Origin of the sequence: Actinomadura sp. NPDC048021, from assembly GCF_040653135.1 — a bacterium.
Taxonomy (GTDB): Bacteria; Actinomycetota; Actinomycetes; order Streptosporangiales; family Streptosporangiaceae; genus Spirillospora; species Spirillospora verrucosospora.
This window is the reverse complement of sequence record NZ_JBEZJQ010000008.1, coordinates 284,021-303,331: the sequence shown is the minus strand read 5'-3', so window position 1 is coordinate 303,331 and position 19,311 is coordinate 284,021. Positions and strand designations below refer to the sequence as shown.

Here is a 19,311-nt window from a genome sequence, read left to right as displayed (position 1 = left end):
AGCGAAGTGTTTTCTAACGACGCCGAGAGCTTTCCATCTGGCGGGCTCCCCGCTCTTCCAAAAGACGACCCGGTCACGGGAAGATTGGGGACGGTAACGAAGAGCAACCACACCGACGGAAGCTTGAACTGATCATGGATACGCCCGTCAACCCCGCTGACCAGGCGTTAGCCCGACTCCGCGAGGACTTCCAAGGCCACCGAATCTGGCGCGCCACGCGCTACGACGGAAGGCTCGGCGACTGGGTCGCCACGCTGCACGACCCAAAGGCCGGCATTGACCCGACCGTTATATGCAGCACCGCCGAAGAGCTTCGCAGGGTCCTCACCAACGAGCTCAGCCGCGCGGCCTGCCGCCCGACGCCCGACCCCCGTAAGTGGGTGCGCCGGTAATGGGGTGGATCGAACCGAAGAATCTGCACGCCGGAGCCTCGGCTTCCTCTATGACAAGCCACCTTGACCGACTTGCACATGAAGTCGTCCGAGAGGGCTGGAAGGCCGTGCCGCGCTACGAGGGGGCCCTCCCGCTCCTGCGCGTCTACGACCCGGCCGTCCCGGGGTTCGGGGAGAGCATCACGCTCGCCTCCGGATCGGCGTCCGACGCCTGGTGGTACCGGTCGAGCACCGGCGAGGACCTGGCCCCGCACACCAACCCGGCCGGCGCGGCGGAGCGGATCACCCGGATCCTCACCCCCTACGTGGCGGCGGCGCTCGCCGCCCGGGCGCGGCGTCCGGTGCGGGACGGCACCGCGCTGCCGATCCCGCCGCCCGACCCCGGCGCGCCCCACACGGACACGATCGCCTACCTCCGCGCCCGCTTCGGTGTCCTGTGCTGGTGGGGCACCCACACCAAGGAATGGTGGGCGCTCATCCCCTGTGCCGCGCAGTGGAGGCTCGTCAACGCGCCCGCCTCGGAGACCCTCGCCCAGGCCATCCTCGACGTCCACGCGCACAGTTAGAGCCCCGGGTGCCGGGGAGGCCTTCTCCTCCCCGGCACCCGGGTTCAGCCCGGGACGGATCCGTCGCGGTCCTTGAGGAGGGCTTTGTGGATCTTGCCTACGGGGGTCAGGGGGACGTCCGCGGTGATGACGAACTGGCGGGGCACCTTGTAGTCGGCCAGGCGGTCGCGGCAGTAGGCGGTCAGCTCGTCGGCGGTGGGGGGCTCGGCGCCCGGGCGCGGGACGACGTAGAAGCGGCCGACCTCGCCGAGGACCGCGTCGGGGACGCCGATCCCGGCGGCCATCGCGACCTTCGGGTGGGCGGTCAGGACGTTCTCGATCTCCACCGGGTAGACGTTGAAGCCGCCCTGGATGTACATCTCCTTCTTGCGCCCGCGCAGGACCAGGTGCCCGTCGGGCTCCATGGCGACCATGTCGCCGGTGGCGAGCCAGCCGTCCGGCAGGAAGACCTCGGCGGTCTCGTCCGGCATGTCCCAGTAGCCGGCGGCGACGCAGGCGCCGCGGATCTGGAGCTCGCCGGTCTCGCCCGGCGGCAGCACCGTCCCGTCCGGGGCCGTCACGCGCGCCTCGAAGTCGCCGATGATCGCGCCGAGGGTCCGGGAGACGGTCTCGGGGTCGTCGTCCGTCGGGGACAGGACGCAGGCGCCCGAGGATTCGGACAGCCCGTAGAGACCGTAGAGAGGCGCGCCGGGGAAGCCTCGGCGGATCGCGTCGGCGAGCGCCGGCTCCACGTTGGAGCCCCCCGCCATGCACAGCCGGACGGACGAGACGTCGTGCTCGGCGAAGTCGGGGCGGCCGAGCATCAGCACGTACATCGTGGGGACGGCGCCGAGGAACGTCACCCGGTGGCGTTCGACGGCGCGCAGCGCGGCGTCCGGGGAGAACGCGGACAGCAGCGCGATCGAGCCGCCGCTGACCAGGGCGGCCATGACGGTGCAGGTGATGCCGCCGACGTGGTTGAACGGGAGGTGGCCGAGCAGGACGTCCTCGCCGGTCATCCGGAAGTGGTCGGCCTGGGCCGAGGCCGAGGCCAGGATGCCGCGGTGGGTGATGACGGCGCCCTTGGGGCGCCCCGTGGTGCCGGACGTGTAGAGGATCATCAGCGGGTCGCCCGGGTCCACCGCGGCGCGGGCCGCGGCCAGGGCCGGCGGGGCCGGGGTCGAGGCCAGGGCGTCGAAGCCCTCGCCGAAGTGCACGGCGGGAATGCCGGACGACGCGAAGTACGCGGCGAAGTCGAAGTCGGGGACGGCCTCGACGCCGACGACCAGCCGGGCGCCGCTCTGCCCGAGCATGTACGACAGCTCCCGCTCCCGGTAGCGGACGTTGAGCGGGACGACCACGGCGCCGATCCGGGCCGCGCCGAAGAACACCGCGAGCCACTGCGCGGTGTTGGGTCCGAGGAGGCCGATCCGGTCGCCCCGCCCGACGCCGCGGGCCAGCAGGCCCGCCGCGACACGGTCGACCAGCTCGTCGAACCCGGAGAACGTGATGGTGTCGTCGCCGTCGTGGAGGAACACCGCGTCCCGCGTCGCCGCGGCCTCCAGTGCCCCTCCGACCGTCACTGCCCGCATGTCGCCTTCCCTCTTCCCGGTGGCATTCGTCAGGGAGCGGTCGTGCACGCACACCTCAGGGCTTGCGGCCGACTCCGGCGTAGAACCAGATCGGCAGGGCCTCCTCCAGGGTGACCGGGCGTTCGGGCCGCCACAGCGGCGCCCACACCAGGCCGGGGTCCACCAGTTCGAAGTCGCCGAACAGACCGGTCACCTGCTCCAGGCTGCGCGGGGTGCCGGGCGCGTTCGTCCTCTTGTAGACCTCGACGACCTTCGCCACGATGTCGGGCACGCCGTCGGCGGAGGCGTGGGTGATCGCCATGTGGCTGCCGGGGGCGAGCGCCTCGCGCAGCTCGGCCATGACGCCGGGCGGGTCGTCCTCGTCCGGGATGAAGTGCAGGGTGGCGATCGTCAGCAGCGCGACCGGCTTCCCGAAGTCCAGCAGCCGGGTGATCTCGGGATGCTCCAGGATCTCGCGGGGGCGGCGGATGTCGGCCTGGACCATCCGGGTGCCGGGCGAGTCCGCGAGGATCGCCCGCCCGTGCGCGACGACCTGGCCGTCGTAGTCGACGTAGGCGACGCGGGCGGCGGGGTTCACCGACTGGGCGATCTGGTGGACGTTCTGCTGGGTGGGGAGCCCGGTGCCGATGTCGAGGAACTGGTCGATGCCCTGCTCGGCCATGTACCGAACGGCGCGCCCCATGAACGCCCGGTTCTCCTTGATCAGGGTGATCAGGGTGGGGTCGGCGGCCTTGGCCTCCTCGGCGCGGAGGCGGTCGGCCTCGTAGTGGTCCTTGCCGCCGAGGTAGTAGTCGTACATGCGAGCGATGTTCGGCACGCTCGGGTCGAATCCGCCTGGCCCAAACCGCTCGCCTGCCACCGTGCCTCCCTGCCGGCCGCCCACGCTGATCATCTTCGCGCCCCACTCTACGGGCTGGGATCGCGCCGCCGGACCGGTCCACGAGAACGACCGATCACGATTCGGTCCGACAGACGCGGCCCGCCCGTCCGGCCGCGAGGGCGCCCTCCGGCCGCCGCCGCCGAGAGCGAGGACGCCGGTCACCTGCTTCTCGCTCGGCGGTGCGACATCGCCGTGGTCATTCCGAGCGAGCAGACCCCGGCCGCGGACGACGCGCGGTTCGCGCAGTGGCCCGTGCTCGACGAGCCGCAGGACCTGCTCGTCCCGGCCGGGCACCCGCTCGCCGCGCGCGGGGCGGTCGGGCTCGCCGACGCGGCCGGCGAGCCGTGGATCGGCTCGCCGGACCGGTGCGACCAGCACCAGCTCATGCTCGCCGCCTGCGCCGCCGCCGGGTTCACGCCGCGGCTCGCCCACGAGGCCAACGAGTGGTTCGCCGTCTCGGCGCTCGTCGCCCGCGGTTTCGGCATCGGCCTGGTGCCGCGGCTGGCGCCGCTGCCGCCGGACGACGCCGTGGTCCGGGTGGCGCTGCAGGGCGCGGCGGCGCCGTCCCGGCGCATCATCGCGATCGTCCGCCAGGGCAGCGAGACGCAGCCGCCGATCGCGCGGGGTCTGGAGGCGCTCCGCGCGGCCGGGCGGCGCTGACGTTCGACTCGCCGGGCGGGGGCGCCTACCTCGGGTACGTCGGACGTACCAGAAAGTAGCGTGCCATACTGGGCGATTCCTCGCGGCGGCCGCGCGTCACCGCTCGGATGTCAGGTGAATGGAGAAGCCATGCCCTTCCCCGCGGGGCACGAGCCGTTGGCCTTCGATCCGACGGCGCCCAACGAGAGCCGGATGCACGACTACTTCCTCGGCGGCAAGGACAACTACGCCGCGGACCGGCAGGCGGCGCTCCAGGCGATCGAACTCGCGCCGGAACTGCCGGTCCTGGCCCGCGAAGGGCGCAAGTTCCTGGACCGCGTCGTCCGGTTCCTCGCCGCCGCCGGGATCCGCCAGTTCCTCGACATCGGCACCGGCCTGCCCACCCAGGGAAGCGTGCACCAGATCGCTCAGGCGGTGGCGCCGGACTGCCGGGTCGTCTACGTGGACAACGACCCCGTGGTGCGCGTCCACGCGCAGGCGCTGCTGGGCGGCGACCCCCGCACCGCGGTCGTCGAGGCCGACATGCGGGACGCCGAAGGCATCGCGCGCCACCCCGACCTGCGCCGCCTGATCGACCTCGACCAGCCGACGGCGCTGCTGTTCTTCCACGTGCTCTACACCATCCCCGACGACGAGGAAGTGGCGGGGAGCGTCCGGCGGCTGAGCGACCTGATGGCGCCGGGCAGCCACATCGCGATCTCGCATCCGGTCAGCGACCTGTGCCCGGAGGTCACCGCCAGGCTCGCCTTCCTCTACCAGCAGGAGACCCACGCGATCCGCGGCACGCCGCGCTCGAACATCCGGACCAGGGCCGAGGTGGAGAAGCTCTTCTCCGGCTGGGACCTGATCGAGCCCGGCGTCGTCTACCTGCCCCTGTGGCGTCCCGAGCACGAGACCATCGAGTCGTCCAGGCCGATCTGGAGCGTCGGGGGCGTCGGGCGCAAACCCTGAACGCCCGTCACCCGGCGGGGGCGCCGTAGACGCTCACCTCCGTGAGGTGGAAGGTGAGGTTGGCGGTGTTGCCGGATCCGACCACCCGGATGTAGCGGGCCCTGGCCTCGGTGGCCATGGTGTCGCCCGCGTCGGCGGCGGGGCGCGGCCCGTTGCGCCCGCCGAGGGTGAACCAGTGGCCGCCGTCGAGGCTGCCCTCCAGGCGGTAGGTGTAGAAGCGGGTCCCGTCGACGTAGTTGCGGACGTTGACGCGCGAGACGTCGTCGACGGCGCCGAGGTCGACCCGCCACCAGGTCTCGCCGTAGGTCATCTGACCGCCCCAGTAGGGCGAGTTGGCGCGGCTGCCGTCGTTGGCGGCCTCCGGCGGCCGGCCGGGCTCGGAGGACAGCGCCGTCACCGGCTTGCGGAGGCTTTGGAGCGGGTCGTCCGATCCGTTGCGGGACGTGTCGGGCGAGGCGGCGATGCCGCCGTCGAACCGGGCGATCGCCTCCTGCGCCGTGTGGGCGTTCACCGCGCTGACGAACATCCCGACGTCCTGGGCGCCCGCCGAGCCGGGGACCGTGCCGGAGCCGACCACGGCCCAGTTCACGCCGTCGGAGCTGCACGATCCGGACATCCGGTCGCCGTCCCTGCGCAGCCGCACCCGGACCTCGCCCGCGGTGAACCCGCCGACCTCGGTGTAGTGGTCGAGCCGGCCGTCGCCGTCGGCGTCGTAGGAGAAGACGCACCCGTGCGCGGGCGTCACGGCGATGGCGGCGTACCCGGCGGACCCGGTCCGGGCCAGGTCGTCGCTCGCGACCAGTCCGGCTCGCGTCCAGCCGGACGACCCGTCCAGCTCGGTCACCTTCGTGGAGACCGCGTGCCCCGGGGCCAGCCCGTCGTCCTCGTAGACGGTCGCGAACTCGTTGGTGTCGCCCCACATGTCCTTGCCGCCCGCGGCGATGCCGACCGTGTCGCCGGACCGCGCGAACTCGGCCGCGGTCGAGGCGGAGGTCCTGTAGGGCTCCCCCACCGCGCCGCCGCCGACCATGAGGAGGGAGTGCGCGCTCGCCTGCTCGGAGTCGCCTCCGGCGGCGCGCCACGAGACCGTGGCGTCCAGGCCCGGGAGGGCGCCGGGCTCCGCGTCCGCGGGTGCGGTCACCGTCCAGGTCGCGGTGGCGGTCGCGCCCGGGGCGACGTCGCCGGCCGGGCCGGATGTCGCCGTGATCTTGTACCCCTCGGGCGCGGCCAGCCCGAAGCGCACCCCGCGGGCCTCGCCGAGCGCCGACTCGTTGGTGAACGTCGCGGTCACGCGGACGGCGCCGCCCGGCCGGACGCCCTTGCGGTCGGCGGCGAGGGCCAGCGCGCCCGCCGGTTCCTCGGCCACCCGCCGCGCCAGCCGGTGGGCGTCGCCGCGCGGCTCGGCGGCGTAGCGGGTGCCCGCCCGCGCCCAGCGCTCGGCGACGGCGCGCCAGTCGATCCGCCGCGGCTCGGCGCCGGTCCTCATCGCGCGCCCGAGCTCGTCGAAGAACAGCTTCCAGCGCTCGGCGTAGTAGCCGCCGACCAGCCCGTTGAACTCGCGGCGCGCGTAGTCCTGGAGGCCGGGGCTGTCGCTCTCCCACAGCGTGACCAGTGACTTGAGGTTGTAGTCGAGGGTCCGCGCCTCCCGGGGGTCCGCCGCCTGCCGGGCCGCCTCGCGCTGCCAGGTCCCGAGGAGGAAGTGGGGGTCGGCGCCGAGGACGTCGTCCATGAGGCGGATCTCGCTCGTCCAGCGGGCGGTGAGCCGCGCGAACGCGGTGCGGTCGCCGTCCCGGTAGGCGGCGCGGATCTTCGGCAGGAGCAGCCGGCCGCGGTTCGCCAGCACCTGCCTGGCGACGTCCACGAGGTCGTAGCGGTACGCGCCGGAGCGCCGCAGGCGCGGATCGACGTCGAGCAGTTCGCGCAGGGCCTTCTCGAACTCGCCCGGGTCGTACTGGAGCGGCGTCCCGGTGGTGGTGAGGCTCGGCTGGTCGTCGAACAGGCCGGTCACGTGCCGGGTGTCCTTGCCCGCGGGCCACGCGTAGGCGGTCCGGCCGATGATCCGCCAGGCCGCGAGCGCGTGCGGGTCGGCGGCGCCGTACCGGGCCGTGGCGTACTCGTCGAACCAGGCGTCCACGTCGACCGGGCCGTCCCGCCACGGCATGTCGGCGAAGAACGCGACCGCCGCCGGGTTGTTGTCGATGGCCTCGGGCATCAGCGCGATGCCGTTCATGGCCGTGCCCCGCCTGGCGCGCCAGGCGTGGAACTTCTCGTTCCACACGGTGAGGCCCGCGCCGAAGTTCTGGTGGCCGCCGAAGTTCCAGATCGTGCCGAACGCGTACTGCGTGCCGAGGAAGTCCTTGTCGCGGTCGGTCACCCCGGGCTGCTCGGTGATGCCGTCCACGATGAACATCCGCGAGCGGTCGACCGCCTGGAGGGTCTCCGCGCGGGGGTTGTTCTGCCAGCCGAGGATCACCCAGGTCGCGCCGGGATGCGCCGCTTCGAGGGCGTCCTGCACGGCCCGGGACGCCTCGGGCACCGGCACGGACCCGGCCCGCCCGCCCTCGTGCAGAAGGTCCATCTTGTACATCGTGCTCGCCCCGTACAGCTGGGTCTGCGCCTTGTAGAAGGCCGCCGCGACCTTGCCGAACTCGGGCCCGGTCGGGTCGAGCCAGTCGGGGCGCTCCAGGCCGTTCCAGGTGCCCTGCGGGACGGTGTTCGCCCCCGGGTTGCGGGTCTCGAAGTCGGTCGGGACGGTGCCGTAGTAGCCGGGCAGCACCGGCGTCATGCCCAGCTCGCGCAGCCGGTCGACCATGCGCCGCGCGAGCGCCGCGCGCCGGTCGATCAGCTGCTGGGAGATCGGCGAGTCGGTGCAGCACATGTTCTGCAGCAGCCACCACGCCTGGTGGCCCGGCTGCGGGATCCAGGCGCGCATGTCCGCCGCGCTGTAGCCGAACTGCTGGAACGTCCGCTGGTAGACCGCGTCCTGCCCCTCGTACACCAGGACCTCGTTGATGCCGAGCAGCGCGAGCGCGTCGATGCGGCGCTCCCACTCCTCCCAGCTCAGGTAGGCGCCGGCGTATCCCTCGTTGGTGTCGTTGAGCGCGAACCGGTGCGCGACCGAGGAGTCCGCCTCGATCGGCGCGGAGGGCAGGGGAAGCCGCCCGGGCAGGTCGAGCTGCGTCCCGCCGATCGCGACGTTCGCGTGCGCGACCTCCCGCAGGTAGCGGCCGAACCCGGTGAGCTGGACGGCCGGGGTGGTGCCCGCGACGACCAGGCGACCGTCCTCGGCGGAGACCCTGAAGCGGTCGGGGCCGGAGCCCTTGGGGAGCGTCCGCAGCACGACCTGGGCGGCCCTGCCCCGGCCGAGGAGCCGCTCCAGCGCGCGGGCGGCGGGTCCCGTGGCGGGGGCCGCCGGCTCCGCGCCGCGCGCCGCCGCCGGGGCCACCGCGGTCAGCGGGAGCGCGAGCAGTGCGACCAGCATGACGATGGCCGACCGCATGCGGGCACCGGCTTCCCTCCGTCGGCCCGGGACCATGGCGGACACCTCCACCGCGAGGTTTGTTAAGCTCGTTGAAAAACTGGAGCGGCCTTCATCATGAGGGCGCCGGGGCCCTCGGTCAAGGGTCCGTCCGCGATCTTCTGGAGGGGCATGGGAGAGGATCGCGCGGTCGGCACCCCGGTGCTGCGCCGCCTCAACACCGCCGCCGTCCTGCGCGCGGTGCGCGGGCGCGCGCCCGATCCGCTGCGCCTCGCCGAACTCGTCGAGCTCACCGGGCTCACCCGCCCCACCGTGGGGCAGGCGGTGGACGACCTGGTCGAGGCGGGCTGGCTCCAGCAGCACGATCCGGCGGCCGCCTCGCGGCACGGCGGCCGCCCCGCCGTGCGCGTCTCGCTGCGGGGACGCGCCGCGCCCGTGCTGGGGCTCGACGTCGGCCCCCACACGGTCAGCGCGGGGGTGAGCGACCTCGCCGCCCGGCGCCTGGCGGCCGTGCGCCGCCCGGTCGGGCGGAGCGAGGCCGGCCACCTCCTGCGCGCCGTCGACGAGGTGGTCGGGCGCGCCCTGGGCGAGGCCGGCCTCGGCGCGGACGAGATCGCCGGCGTGGTGGCCGCCACCCCGGGCATCGTCGACCCCGGAGCCGGACGCGTCCTGCTGGCACCGAGCGTCACGGGCTGGACGTCGGTCGACCTCGCCGGCCACCTGCGCGACCGCTTCCCCTGCCCCGTCCAGGTGGAGAACGACGCCAACCTCGCCGCCCTGGCCGTCGCCGGGGAGCGCGGGACCCTGTTGGCCGTTCAGTGGGGCGAGCGCCTCGGCGCCGGCGTCGTGATCGACGGCCGCCTCCACCGCGGCTCGGGCGCCGCCGGGGAGATCGGCTTCATCCGCCCGCCCGGACGCGTCCCGGAGACCGGCGACGGGCGGGGGCCGCTGGAGCGCACCATCGGCGCCGAGGCCATCGCCGCGCGGGCCCGCCGCGCCGCCCGCCGCCACCCCGAGTCCGCCCTGCGGCACGGCGAGCCCGACGCCGCCTCCGTCTTCGCCGCCGCCGCGGCCGGCGACGCCGCCGCCCAGCGGGTCGTGGAGGCCGTGGCCGCGACCTTCGCGCAGGCGATCGCGCCCGCCGTGCTCGTCCTCGACCCCGACGCCGTCGTGATCGGCGGCGGCGTCGCCCGGGCCGGGCCCGTCCTGCTCACCGCGATCACCCGGCACCTCACCGAGCTGACCCTGACCCCGCCCGCCGTGGAGTTCTCCGGCCTCGCCGAGGACACCGTCCTCACCGGCGCCCTGCACCTGGCCCTCGACGAGGTCTGGCGCCGCCTCACCGTCTGAGACGCGAAAGATCACCTGGAGCGCCGCGCGGCCGCCACAGGGAAAACCGGTAGCGCCCGGAGACCCGGACGGGCGCGGGCCGGCGCGGCCCCGCCCACGTGACGCGGCTCCCGAACGCCCCGCCCGCCGTTCGACCGTCCAGGCAATCGCTAATAATTCATATAGCGAATTGCTCAGCGGGCGAGGCCATTCACGGGAAGCCGATTTTCCGGCGCGCGAACGCCGGCGCATTGGCCCCGGCGCCGAGCGGGGCGCCGCCGCACGAATATGCTCCACCCGATCGGCCGCCGAACCATTGAGCGCGGATGACAATGCGCTACGCTCAACAGTGAATGCTTTGTAGCCGTTCGGTGCGGGCGGGGGTTGCCACGTGGGCTTTCCAGAGACCCGAAGAGTCGTCGTCGTCGGAGCGGGCTTAGCCGGAACCGCCACCGCCATACGTCTCATGCAGTTCGCCCGGGAACCTTTACAAGTGGTGCTGATAGAGCGGCGGCCCGAATATCGCAGTGCGGGCGTGGCCTATCATCCTTCGGGCAACCACTGGCATCACGTCTTCAATATTCAGGCGGGCCGGATGTCGATGTTCCGGGAGGACGTCGACGATTTCGTGGACTGGGCCAACACCGAGGCCGACCGGACCGGCTGGCCCCCGAGGTGGAGCGGCTTCACCTTCACCGAGTCCGGGCCGGCGCCCCGCAGGCTCTACGCCGACTACCTGAGCACGCGCCTGGCCGAGGCCGCGCGCGAGGCGTCGGACGGCGTGGAGCTGCTCGAAGTCGACGGCGAGGCGGTCGACATGACGGTCCGCACCGAGGGCGGCGCCGACCGCGTTCGCGTGGTCGTCGAGAGGCGCTCCTCGCCCCGGACCGGCGCCGGGCCTGACCCGCTGACGATCGAGGCCGACCACGCCGTCCTCGCCACGGGGCTGGAAGAGCGGGAGCTCCCGTTCGCCGCCGGCGTCGAGGACCACCCCTGCTTCGTCCGGCATCCGTACTCCGAGCAGGGCATCGAGCGGATCCTCGGCGTGCGGCGGGACGCCGAGGTCGCCATCATCGGCACGCTGCTGAGCGCGTACGACTCGGCGTCGCTCCTGCTGCGGCACGGCCACACCGGGAAGATCCACATGATCTCCCGTTCCGGGCTGACGCTGCGCACCTATCCCTCCGACCACCGGCACCACGTCCTCGACCTTCCGGCCCCGCGGCTGCACGCCGACGGCTACGAGGGGTGCGACGAGCTCGTCCGGCTCTTCAGGGACGAGTGGGAACGCGCCCGCGCCCACGTCGCCCGGCGGCACCCCGGCGTGCCGCCCGCGGTCGTGAGCGAGCGCATCGCCAAGTCCTGGGAGCCCCACCTGCCCGAGGTCCTCGCCCGGGTCCCCTCGGCCGATCTCCGCGCGCTCCTCGACCGGTACGCGAGCCTGCTGGCCACGCTGCGCGTCGGCGCCGTCCCCGACATCACCGAGTTCGTCGACGCCGCGATGGCGGAGGGCGGTCAGGTCGTCCTCACCACCGGCGCCGTCCGCTCGATCACCGCCACCGAGGCCGGCGCCCTGCGGGTGGCGGTGTCCGGGCCCGCGCCGGCGAGGACGGTCGAGGCGGACCTGGTGATCTCCAACTTCGGTCGGGAGACCGACTACGGGCGGGTCGGCTCGGCGCTCTGGAGGAACCTGCTGCGCAGGGGGCTCGCGGTGCGGCACCGGCGGACCGGGCGCGGCGTCGAGGTGGACGGCCACGGCTTCCTGCTCGGACCGGCCGGCGTGCGCACCGCCCCGATCACCGTGGTCGGCTGCCCCCGGGAGGGTGACGAGATCACCCGGTACGGCCGGATGGGCGCGTTCACGTTCAACCTCGCCGCGATCAAGAACCATTCGGTCGGCGTCGCCGCGGCCGTGCTGCGCGACCTCGAATCCCGCTACGAGGAACCGGCCGAGACCGTGTCCAAGGCGGTGGCCCACGGCGCGGACGACGCGGTGCGCGAGGCGTTCGCCCGCGCGGTCCGCCTCGACGTGCACCGGATGGCCGCCCGGCGCCGCCGCGACCGGCGGGTGGCGGCGGCGCGGCTCGCGAGCGGTCTCCGGGCCCTGCGCGGCGCCATGACCGCCGACGGCGAGGCCGCCGCTTCGGAGGGGGCGCTGCGCTTCGTCGTGAACATCGAGGCCACGGCCGAGCTCAACGACCTGTCCGTAACGCCACGGGACCTCCGTGCGCTGCTCGAACTCGACGGGCCGCCGGATTCCCGATAGCCCGAAAAGGCGTATCGGCATTCGAGCGGGTGCGTTTTCTCATCCACGGCTGTAACTCTCTATTCATGCTCTGCCCGGGACGGGCCCGACCGCGCGTCGCTTTCGGCGCGGCCGGGCCGGCGCCGCCACCCGGGTCCGGCGAGAGAGAGGACGTCCGTGAGCCCTCGCGAAGTTCCAGGGGTTGTGCTCGTCGATTCGCACCAGCGATCCGTTCAAGGACCTTGCAACCGCAGTAGGAAACCGGTCGGCGGCGCCATTCTCGTCGTCGATGCGCTCGGTCCCGACCTCTACGACGCCATCGTCGCCTGCTCCGCCGTGATCTGCGCCAAAGGCGGCCGGACCGGCCACATGCAATCCCTTTGCCGTTCCCGCGGAATCCCCGTGCTGCGCGTCGCGCCGTCCGATCTGGAATCGCTCGCCGGGGAGGCCACGCTCCTGCTCGATCGCGCGTCGGTCGTCCTCGGCGAGGCCGCGCCGGCGGCGCCCGCCCCGGGGCGCCCGGCCGCCGCCTTCGGCGGGGTCGAGTCGATCTGCGTGGTCGTCGCCGACACCACCGACATCCGGGCGACCAACGCCCTCGCACCGCGCGTGGAGCACGCCGACTCCTTCTTCATTCGCGAGGAGTTCGTCTGCTTCTCCGCCGGGCTGAGCCCGATCGACTCGCTCCGGGAGGGCGTCCGGGAGGCCGAGCGCTACGGCGCGGCCGTGGCGTCGGAGCTGTGCCCGATGGTGCGCGAACTCCTGCCCGGCCAGCGACTGATCATGAGGCTCCTCGACCTGCGCTCCGACGACGCCGCCAAGATCACGTCCGGCGCCCACGTGGACGACGAGCCGAACCCCGAACTCGGCCGGCACGGCGCCCGGTGGCTGCTGCGGGAGCGCCGCTACCCGCACGCCTTCCGGGCGCTGCGCGCCCGCCTGCGGGACCGGCTGGGCGCGGACGCTGACCGGGTGCGCTTCGCCGTTCCGTTCATCAACGACCGCGACGAGTACGTGCGGCTGCGGCGGTTCCTCGGCCTCGGGGACGAGACGCCGCTCGCCGTCTTCGTCGAGACGCCGGCCGCGGTGCACTCGGCGGCCGACTTCTGCGCCTCCGGGGCGGGCGAGCTGTTCGTCGGCACCAAGGACCTGATCCAGTTCTATCTCGCCGCCGACCGCGGGAACCACCTGGTCTCGGCCGCCTACCAGACCCGGCATCCGGCGGTCCTGGCCGCGCTGCGCCAGGCCGTCGAGTCCGGCCGCGGCGCCGGGGTCCCGGTGCACGTGTTCGCGCTCGGCGCCGACCTGGACCACTACGCCCGGCACCTTCCGGTGCGCAGGCTCATGATGTGCGCCGCCGAGCTGCGGCACCTCGCCGGGAGGCGGGCGGCCTAGCGCGTCAGCCGGCGCCGCCGAAACCGATCTCGTTGCCCTCCGGGTCGCGGAAGACCACCTTGGTCACGCCGCCGCCGTACTCCTCGCGTCCCGCCGGCGGGATGCCCCGCCGCGCGACCCCCGCGACCCGGTCGGCGAGATCGTCGACGAACGCGAGCACCAGGGCGTGCCCGGCCCGCTCCGGGTCCTGCACGATGTAGACGTACCGGTGCTCGGCCACCTCCCAGACGGCCTCGACGTCATTGGGCAGGAACGACGGCTCCGCGCCGAAGAACCGCTCGTACCACGGCAGCGCCTCCGCGTAGTCGGTGACGGGGATGCCTGCGAAGAGATCGAGAGACATGTCGCTCCTCGTGCGTCGGGATGCGTCACAGGTGATGACCGCGGCGGGGCCGCGAACTCATCGCCGCCCATGGCGTCGCCGCCCTCGGCCCCGGCGCCGTCCCGCCGGTCGGGCAGACTGGCCACGCGGACCCGCCGCGACCTGGTCGTGAAGTCTCTCGGAAAGGGATCTCGATGCGCGTTGTCTCCCAGGAGGATCTGGCACGGGTGCTGGCCGGGCTGCCGGGACGGCCCCGGATCGTGGCCGGCGGCAACTTCGCCGCCCCCCGGCGGGCCCTGCGGCTCCTGGACTCCGCGGTCGCCGAGTACCGCCTGTTCATGCTCAACGCCCAGCTGGACCTGCCTGAGCGCGACGGGGTGGACCTGGAGACGCCCTTCGTGGGCGCCGGGATGCGCGGCCGCGCGAACCTCCGCTACTTCCCGTCGCGGCTGTCGCTGGTGCCGAACCTGCTGAAGGACTCGCTGCCGCCGGACGTGGTGATCGTGCAGACCTCTCTGCCGGTCGGCGGGACCGTCTCGCTCGGCATCGAGGTCAACATCCTGCCCGCGGCCATCGAGGCGGTCCGCGCGCGCGGCGGCCTGGTCGTCGCCCAGCTCAACCCCCGCATGCCCTACACGTTCGGCGACGCGGTCCTGTCGACCGACGAGATCGACCTGGCGATCGAGGACGACGAGCCGCTCGCGACCCCGGTCCCCCGGCCTCCCGGCGAGGTCGCTCATGAGATCGGCGAGCGGGTGGCCCGGCTCGTCCCGCAGGACGCCACCCTGCAGCTCGGCATCGGCGCCATACCGGACGCCGTGCTCTCGTCGCTGCTCGACCGGCGGGGGCTGCGCGTCTGGTCGGAGATGTTCAGCGACGGGGTGCTGGCGCTGGAGAAGGCGGGCGCGCTCGACGCCGCGACACCGATCACCGCGTCCTTCGCCTTCGGCGGTCCGGAGCTGTACGCCTGGGCCGACCGCAACGAGCGGATCCGGATGCTGCGCACCGAGAAGACCAACGATCCGAGCCTCATCGCCCGCCGTCCCCGCATGGTCTCGGTGAACTCCGCGCTCCAGGTCGACCTGTTCGCCCAGGCCAACGCCAGCCGCGTCCGCGGGGTGATCTACTCCGGCTTCGGCGGGCAGACCGACTTCGTCGTAGGCGCGCTGCACTCCCCCGGCGGGCACGCCGTCATCGCCCTGCCGTCCTGGCATCCGCGCGCGGACGTCTCGACCGTCATCCCGCGCCTCTCCGGTCCGGTCACCTCGTTCCAGCACAGCTACATCGTCAGCGAGCGGGGCGCCGCCACCGTGTGGGGGAACGACGCCGCCTCCCAGGCCCAGCAGATCATCGACAACGTCGCCCACCCCTCCGCCCGCGACGAGCTGCGCGAGCAGGGCCGCGAGCTCGGCTTCCCGCTCCGCTGATCGCCAGCTATTGGCACGTCGCCAATAAGGGTCTAGTGTTCCGGTCAGCTCAGGAAACCCGGGGGCGGCCGGCTTCGCTATCGGCGGCACGCCTCCGGCCCCCAGGAGGAGCGAAGGCATGGACAGACCCAGCAGACGCAACGTGTTGATGACCGGCGGGGCGCTCGGAGCGCTCGGCGCCCTCGGCGTCGCCTCGCCGGCGCAGGCGTCCCCCCTGTGGACGTGGTCGCCCGAGGGCTCGGTGGCGGGCGCCGGCGCGGGCGCCGACCCGCGGTGGGTGTGGGACCCGGAGGCCGACGCGCTGGTCGCCTCGCTGCTCGACCGGGGCGACGTGCCCAGGGTCAACGAGCTGCTGCGCACGTGGACCAGGAACGGCCAGCCGCTGCCGGACGGGCTGCCGGCGGATCTGCGCGACTTCATGGAGCGCGCCCGCCGGCTGCCGGAGTGGGCCGACCCGGGCAAGCTGGCCACCGCGTTCGAGTTCAACGAGAAGCGCGGCCTCTACCTGGGCGTCACCTACGGCTTCGCCAGCGGGATGATGAGCACGGCCATCCCCAAGGAGGCGCGCGCGGTCTACTACTCCAAGGGCGGCGCGGACATGAGGGACCGCATCACCAAGACCGCCAAGCTCGGCTACGACATCGGCACCGAGAAGGCGTTCGAGCCCGACGGCGAGATGATCGTCACCTGCGTCAAGACGCGGCTGGTGCACGCCGCCGTGCGGCACCTGCTGCCGAAGTCCCCGTACTGGACGAAGGCGGCCGACGAGAAGATCCCGATCAGCCAGGCGGACATGATGGTCACCTGGCACAGCCTGCCCACGACCGTCATGCAGAACCTGGTCCGGTGGAAGGTTCCGATCCCGGACGCCGAGTCCGAGGCGTTCCTGCTGTCCTGGCAGCTCGCCGGGCACATGCTCGGCATCAGGGACGAGTACCTCCCGAAGTCGTGGAACGAGGCGAACTCCCAGGCCGAGCAGGTGCTGACCCCGGTGCTCGCGCCGACCCCCGAGGGCGTCAAGCTGGCCGACATCCTGCTCAACCTCGGCTCCACGATCGACGGCGGGCTCCTCACCAAGCCCATCCTCGGCTCGCTCACGCGCTTCATGCTCGGCGACGAGATCGCCGGATGGCTGAAGATCCCGCGGGACCCGCTGTGGGACCCGCTCATCCGGAACCTCTGGCCGCCCTTCGTCGCCGTCCGCGAAGGCCTCCTCGACCTCACGAAGGCGCCGAAGGAGCTGCGGCAGCTCTACTGGGCCTTCGACGAGATCCTCCGCCAGGGCGCCCTGCTCTACCTGTCCGGTTTCAAGATGCCGATCAGCATCGAGATCCCGCAGACCAACAACCCGCACTACTGAGCCGGGACGCCCGCGGTGCCCGCGGGCGCGGGCACCGCGGCGGCGCCGGGCTCGGAACCGGCCGGACCCCGAGCCCGGCTTCTCCCCCGCCCTGCTAGGAGGCGCTGCGGACGAGGTCGTGGACGGCCTCGCTCATCGTGACCGGATCGACCCGGCCGAGCGGCACCGTGTCCTCGGGGGCGCGCCCCGGGGCCGGAGCGGCCCACACGGCTTCGATCTTCTGGTCCTCGCCCTCCCCGTACATGTAGTGGCCCAGGCCGGGGCTCAGGCGGGCCACGACGTACAGGCCGGCCGGGTCGCGCCGGGCGAGCCAGCCGCCCGCGAAACCGCCGTCCGCGTCCACGGACTCCCAGCGCCCCTGCGAGTGGCCCTTGGCCTTGCCGTAGGGCAGGACGAGCCCCTCGACCCGGGCGAGCCGGTGCGCGGCGCGCTCGGCCTCGGTGAGCCGGTGCACGGGCCGTCCGAGCTGCTCGAACGGTTGCAGGATCTCGTAGTCGGCGAACAGCTCGGCCCAGGCGTGCAGGTCGTCGCCCAGCAGGACCGGGTGGGCGATGGCGATGCGGTCGTCCGGGGCGGGGGCGAACGGGTCGTCGCGGACGTCGGCGTAGTCGCCCGCCTCGTCGACGCGGAAGGCCGTCCCGGAGTCGGTCGTCCACACGAGCCGGCGGACGATGTGCCCCAGCAGCGGGTGGGCGACGAACAGGGAGCGGAAGTCCTCCGGCGTCCAGCTCCGCCGGGTGGTCATGGCCAGCTCCAGGCGCCTGATCTCCTGGTCGGCGATCGTCCGCAGGTCCTTCTTGAGGCCGGTGAACAGGGCGTGCGCGGCCGGGGCGAGGGCCGGGTCGTCCTTCGGGCCGGGCTTCGGCGCGCTCCTGCGCACCTTGCCGCCGGGCTCCTCCACCAGCGGGACGAGCTGCTCGTCGAAGGTCACGGTGAACCGGCGCGGGCCGTAGTCCAGGACGAGCGTGCCCCGCTCGTCCAGCCCGAAGTCGGGGACGGCCCGGTCGGCGAGGGCGTCGCGCGTCATGCCGCGCGCCGCGGCGATCTCGTCGATCTTGCGGGCGGCCCTGGCCTTCAGCCCCTTGTACCGGCCGCGGCGGGTCAGCTCGAACAGGTGGGTGAGGGCCGTGTCGGAGCCGATCGCGGCCAGGACGTCCAGTGCGGCCGCGGCCCGTGCGGTCAGCCCCTGGCCCGGCCAGAGTCTGATCAGCGGGCTGAGCCGACGCACCGTGGTGTCGTCGCCGATCAGGCCGAGCTGCGCCAGCGCCCAGTTGTGCCGCGTCGGTGCGCCGAGCGCGTGCCAGCGCTCGAACACCGCCCAGGAGAACTCGGCCAGCGAGTGCCGGTCGCAGAACGCGCGAATTCGCGCGGCCTCGGGCGCCTTCTTGGCGAGCAGGCCCAGCAGGCGCCGGGTCGCGCTCGCGGGCAGGGCCCGGTCGCGGCCGCGCGTGAGGATCCGGGGCAGCAGCGTCGGGTCGGCCCAGTCGGTCTTCGCGCCGCGGGCGGGCCTGCCGGTGAGCACGTCGGGCAGGTCGGCGCAGTCCGGAACGGCCGGACGGGGCAGCAGCGCCTCGACGCTTCCCGAAGGCGCCGCCTCGGCCAGGTCGGGCCTGGCGTACAGCAGCCCGCGCACCGTGCCCGCCGCCTGCAGGCCCCTGGTCGTGTCGTCGCCGGCCAGCGGGGCCAGCGCCCGGAGCGCGAGTTCCGGATGCCTCTCCGCCGCCTCCTGCAAGGCGGCCGGCACGCCCTTGTCGCCCATGCGGTCGAGCAAAAGCGCGAAGACCGCCTCGTCGGCGATCTCCATGAGCGCCCGCAGCACGATCGGATGCGTCTCGTCGGCGTCGTGGCTGTGCCGGAGCGCGAGGGCGAGCAGCGGGAGCGCGTCCGCGCCCAGACCGTCGAGCAGGGTCCCGATCACGGCGGGGGTGGCCGGCACCCATCTCACCTCCCGGATCTGCGCCGCGCTGGACAGGGAGCAGAGCAGGTACTCGTGGTCGTGCTCTCCGGTTCCGAGGGAGACGCCGGGAGAGACGTCCAGCCAGGCCGTCTCGGTCGGGACGAGGTAGGACGCGACGCGCCGCCTCCAGGCGTCGCCGCGGTGGCGCGAGAGCCGTTCGACGGCTTCGCCGTACTCGTCCTCGGGCGCGACGGCCAGCAGCGTGCGGAGGCGCTTGAGCACCGCGTCCCCGGAGACCCACCGGCCGGCCGGGAAGTGGTCGTGGACGGTGACGCGCCGGATCTCGCCGCGCCATCCTCCGGGGGCTCCGCCGTCTCCGTAGGCGACGAGCCCGACGACGAACCCGCCGGGGCCGGGCTTCGCCGGGCGCGGCACCGGGCCGGGCTCGATCGAAATCGCCTCGGTGACCGCGCAGGCGGCGAAGGCGAGCCCGTGGTCGAGCACCCACGCGTCCAGGAACGCCGCGCCCTCGACTCCGTCGAGGTACTTCAGCGCGACGGCGGCGACCGCCGCCGCGCCCGCCGGGTCGGCCTCCTTGGCCAGCCATGCCCGCAGGGCCCGCCCGAGTTCCGGGTCGGTGCGCTCGTGCTCCAGCATCTCCTCGGCGATCGGACGGGCCGCGAGGTCCCACTCGCGGGCCCGCCGCGCCGCCCCCTCGTCCACGGCGACCGGCGGGCCGGGGACGCCGCCGCGCCTCGGATGGATGTGCTCGCGCCACTCGACCGGGATCTCCACCGTCTCGACCATGGCACCGCAAGCTAGCGGCGGCGTCCGACAT

Annotated in this window: 13 protein-coding genes; 8 read left to right on the top strand and 5 right to left on the bottom strand. The window is 73.5% G+C overall.

Going from position 1 to position 19,311, the window contains the following annotated elements; translation table 11 throughout:
* Positions 1-499 precede the first annotated feature (499 nt).
* Positions 500-958: a hypothetical protein gene (locus AB0C87_RS16235; protein WP_345186600.1), complete on the top strand. Its 459-nt coding sequence runs from the start codon at positions 500-502 to the stop codon at positions 956-958.
* 44 nt (positions 959-1,002) lie between these two features.
* Here AB0C87_RS16235 and AB0C87_RS16230 read toward each other — a convergent pair whose 3' ends face one another.
* Together AB0C87_RS16230 and AB0C87_RS16225 are read right to left on the bottom strand one after the other, a co-directional pair.
* Positions 1,003-2,529 carry an AMP-binding protein gene (locus AB0C87_RS16230; protein WP_360578170.1) on the bottom strand — a complete coding sequence of 509 codons (1,527 nt, stop codon included), beginning with the start codon at positions 2,527-2,529 and terminating at the stop codon, positions 1,003-1,005.
* A gap of 55 nt (positions 2,530-2,584) precedes the next feature.
* Positions 2,585-3,421: an SAM-dependent methyltransferase gene (locus tag AB0C87_RS16225; RefSeq protein WP_345186606.1), complete on the bottom strand. Its 837-nt coding sequence runs from the start codon at positions 3,419-3,421 to the stop codon at positions 2,585-2,587.
* On the opposite strand from AB0C87_RS16225, the gene AB0C87_RS16220 reads away from it, so the two are divergent.
* Both AB0C87_RS16220 and AB0C87_RS16215 read left to right on the top strand, forming a co-directional pair.
* Positions 3,398-4,069: a LysR substrate-binding domain-containing protein gene (locus tag AB0C87_RS16220; protein WP_360578194.1), complete on the top strand. Its 672-nt coding sequence runs from the start codon at positions 3,398-3,400 to the stop codon at positions 4,067-4,069. The genes AB0C87_RS16225 and AB0C87_RS16220 overlap by 24 nt on opposite strands.
* 129 nt (positions 4,070-4,198) lie before the next feature.
* A complete protein-coding gene (locus tag AB0C87_RS16215) occupies positions 4,199-5,020 on the top strand; it encodes an SAM-dependent methyltransferase (RefSeq protein WP_345186608.1) in 822 nt (273 codons plus the stop codon).
* A 7-nt stretch (positions 5,021-5,027) separates the two neighbouring features.
* Here the strand turns inward: AB0C87_RS16215 and AB0C87_RS16210 are convergent, their stop codons facing one another.
* The gene (locus tag AB0C87_RS16210) at positions 5,028-8,519 is read right to left on the bottom strand and encodes an alpha-N-acetylglucosaminidase TIM-barrel domain-containing protein (protein ID WP_360578168.1); all 3,492 of its coding nucleotides are present in this window, start codon (positions 8,517-8,519) and stop codon (positions 5,028-5,030) included.
* A 150-nt stretch (positions 8,520-8,669) separates the two neighbouring features.
* Here AB0C87_RS16210 and AB0C87_RS16205 point away from each other — a divergent pair, with 150 nt between their 5' ends.
* The 3 genes from AB0C87_RS16205 to AB0C87_RS16195 all read left to right on the top strand — a co-directional run bounded on the left by AB0C87_RS16205 (position 8,670) and on the right by AB0C87_RS16195 (position 13,467).
* Positions 8,670-9,848: an ROK family transcriptional regulator gene (locus AB0C87_RS16205; protein WP_360578166.1), complete on the top strand. Its 1,179-nt coding sequence runs from the start codon at positions 8,670-8,672 to the stop codon at positions 9,846-9,848.
* Between the two features lie 370 nt (positions 9,849-10,218).
* A complete protein-coding gene (locus tag AB0C87_RS16200; RefSeq protein ID WP_360578164.1) occupies positions 10,219-12,093 on the top strand; it encodes an FAD/NAD(P)-binding protein in 1,875 nt (624 codons plus the stop codon).
* 156 nt (positions 12,094-12,249) lie between these two features.
* Positions 12,250-13,467, top strand: coding sequence for a putative PEP-binding protein (locus AB0C87_RS16195; protein WP_360578163.1), 1,218 nt, complete (start codon positions 12,250-12,252; stop codon positions 13,465-13,467).
* Between the two features lie 4 nt (positions 13,468-13,471).
* Here AB0C87_RS16195 and AB0C87_RS16190 read toward each other — a convergent pair whose 3' ends face one another.
* Positions 13,472-13,810: a VOC family protein gene (locus tag AB0C87_RS16190; protein ID WP_345181248.1), complete on the bottom strand. Its 339-nt coding sequence runs from the start codon at positions 13,808-13,810 to the stop codon at positions 13,472-13,474.
* Positions 13,811-13,983: 173 nt separating this feature from the next.
* Between AB0C87_RS16190 and AB0C87_RS16185 the strand changes: the two genes are divergently transcribed.
* Together AB0C87_RS16185 and AB0C87_RS16180 are read left to right on the top strand one after the other, a co-directional pair.
* Positions 13,984-15,216 carry an acetyl-CoA hydrolase/transferase C-terminal domain-containing protein gene (locus AB0C87_RS16185; protein ID WP_345181250.1) on the top strand — a complete coding sequence of 411 codons (1,233 nt, stop codon included), beginning with the start codon at positions 13,984-13,986 and terminating at the stop codon, positions 15,214-15,216.
* 118 nt (positions 15,217-15,334) lie between these two features.
* The gene (locus tag AB0C87_RS16180; protein WP_353835139.1) at positions 15,335-16,576 is read left to right on the top strand and encodes an oxygenase MpaB family protein; all 1,242 of its coding nucleotides are present in this window, start codon (positions 15,335-15,337) and stop codon (positions 16,574-16,576) included.
* Between the two features lie 94 nt (positions 16,577-16,670).
* Here AB0C87_RS16180 and AB0C87_RS16175 read toward each other — a convergent pair whose 3' ends face one another.
* Positions 16,671-19,280 (bottom strand): DUF4132 domain-containing protein, encoded by a 2,610-nt coding sequence (locus AB0C87_RS16175; RefSeq protein WP_353835138.1) that lies wholly within the window; start codon positions 19,278-19,280, stop codon positions 16,671-16,673.
* Between the last annotated feature and the right edge of the window lie 31 nt (positions 19,281-19,311).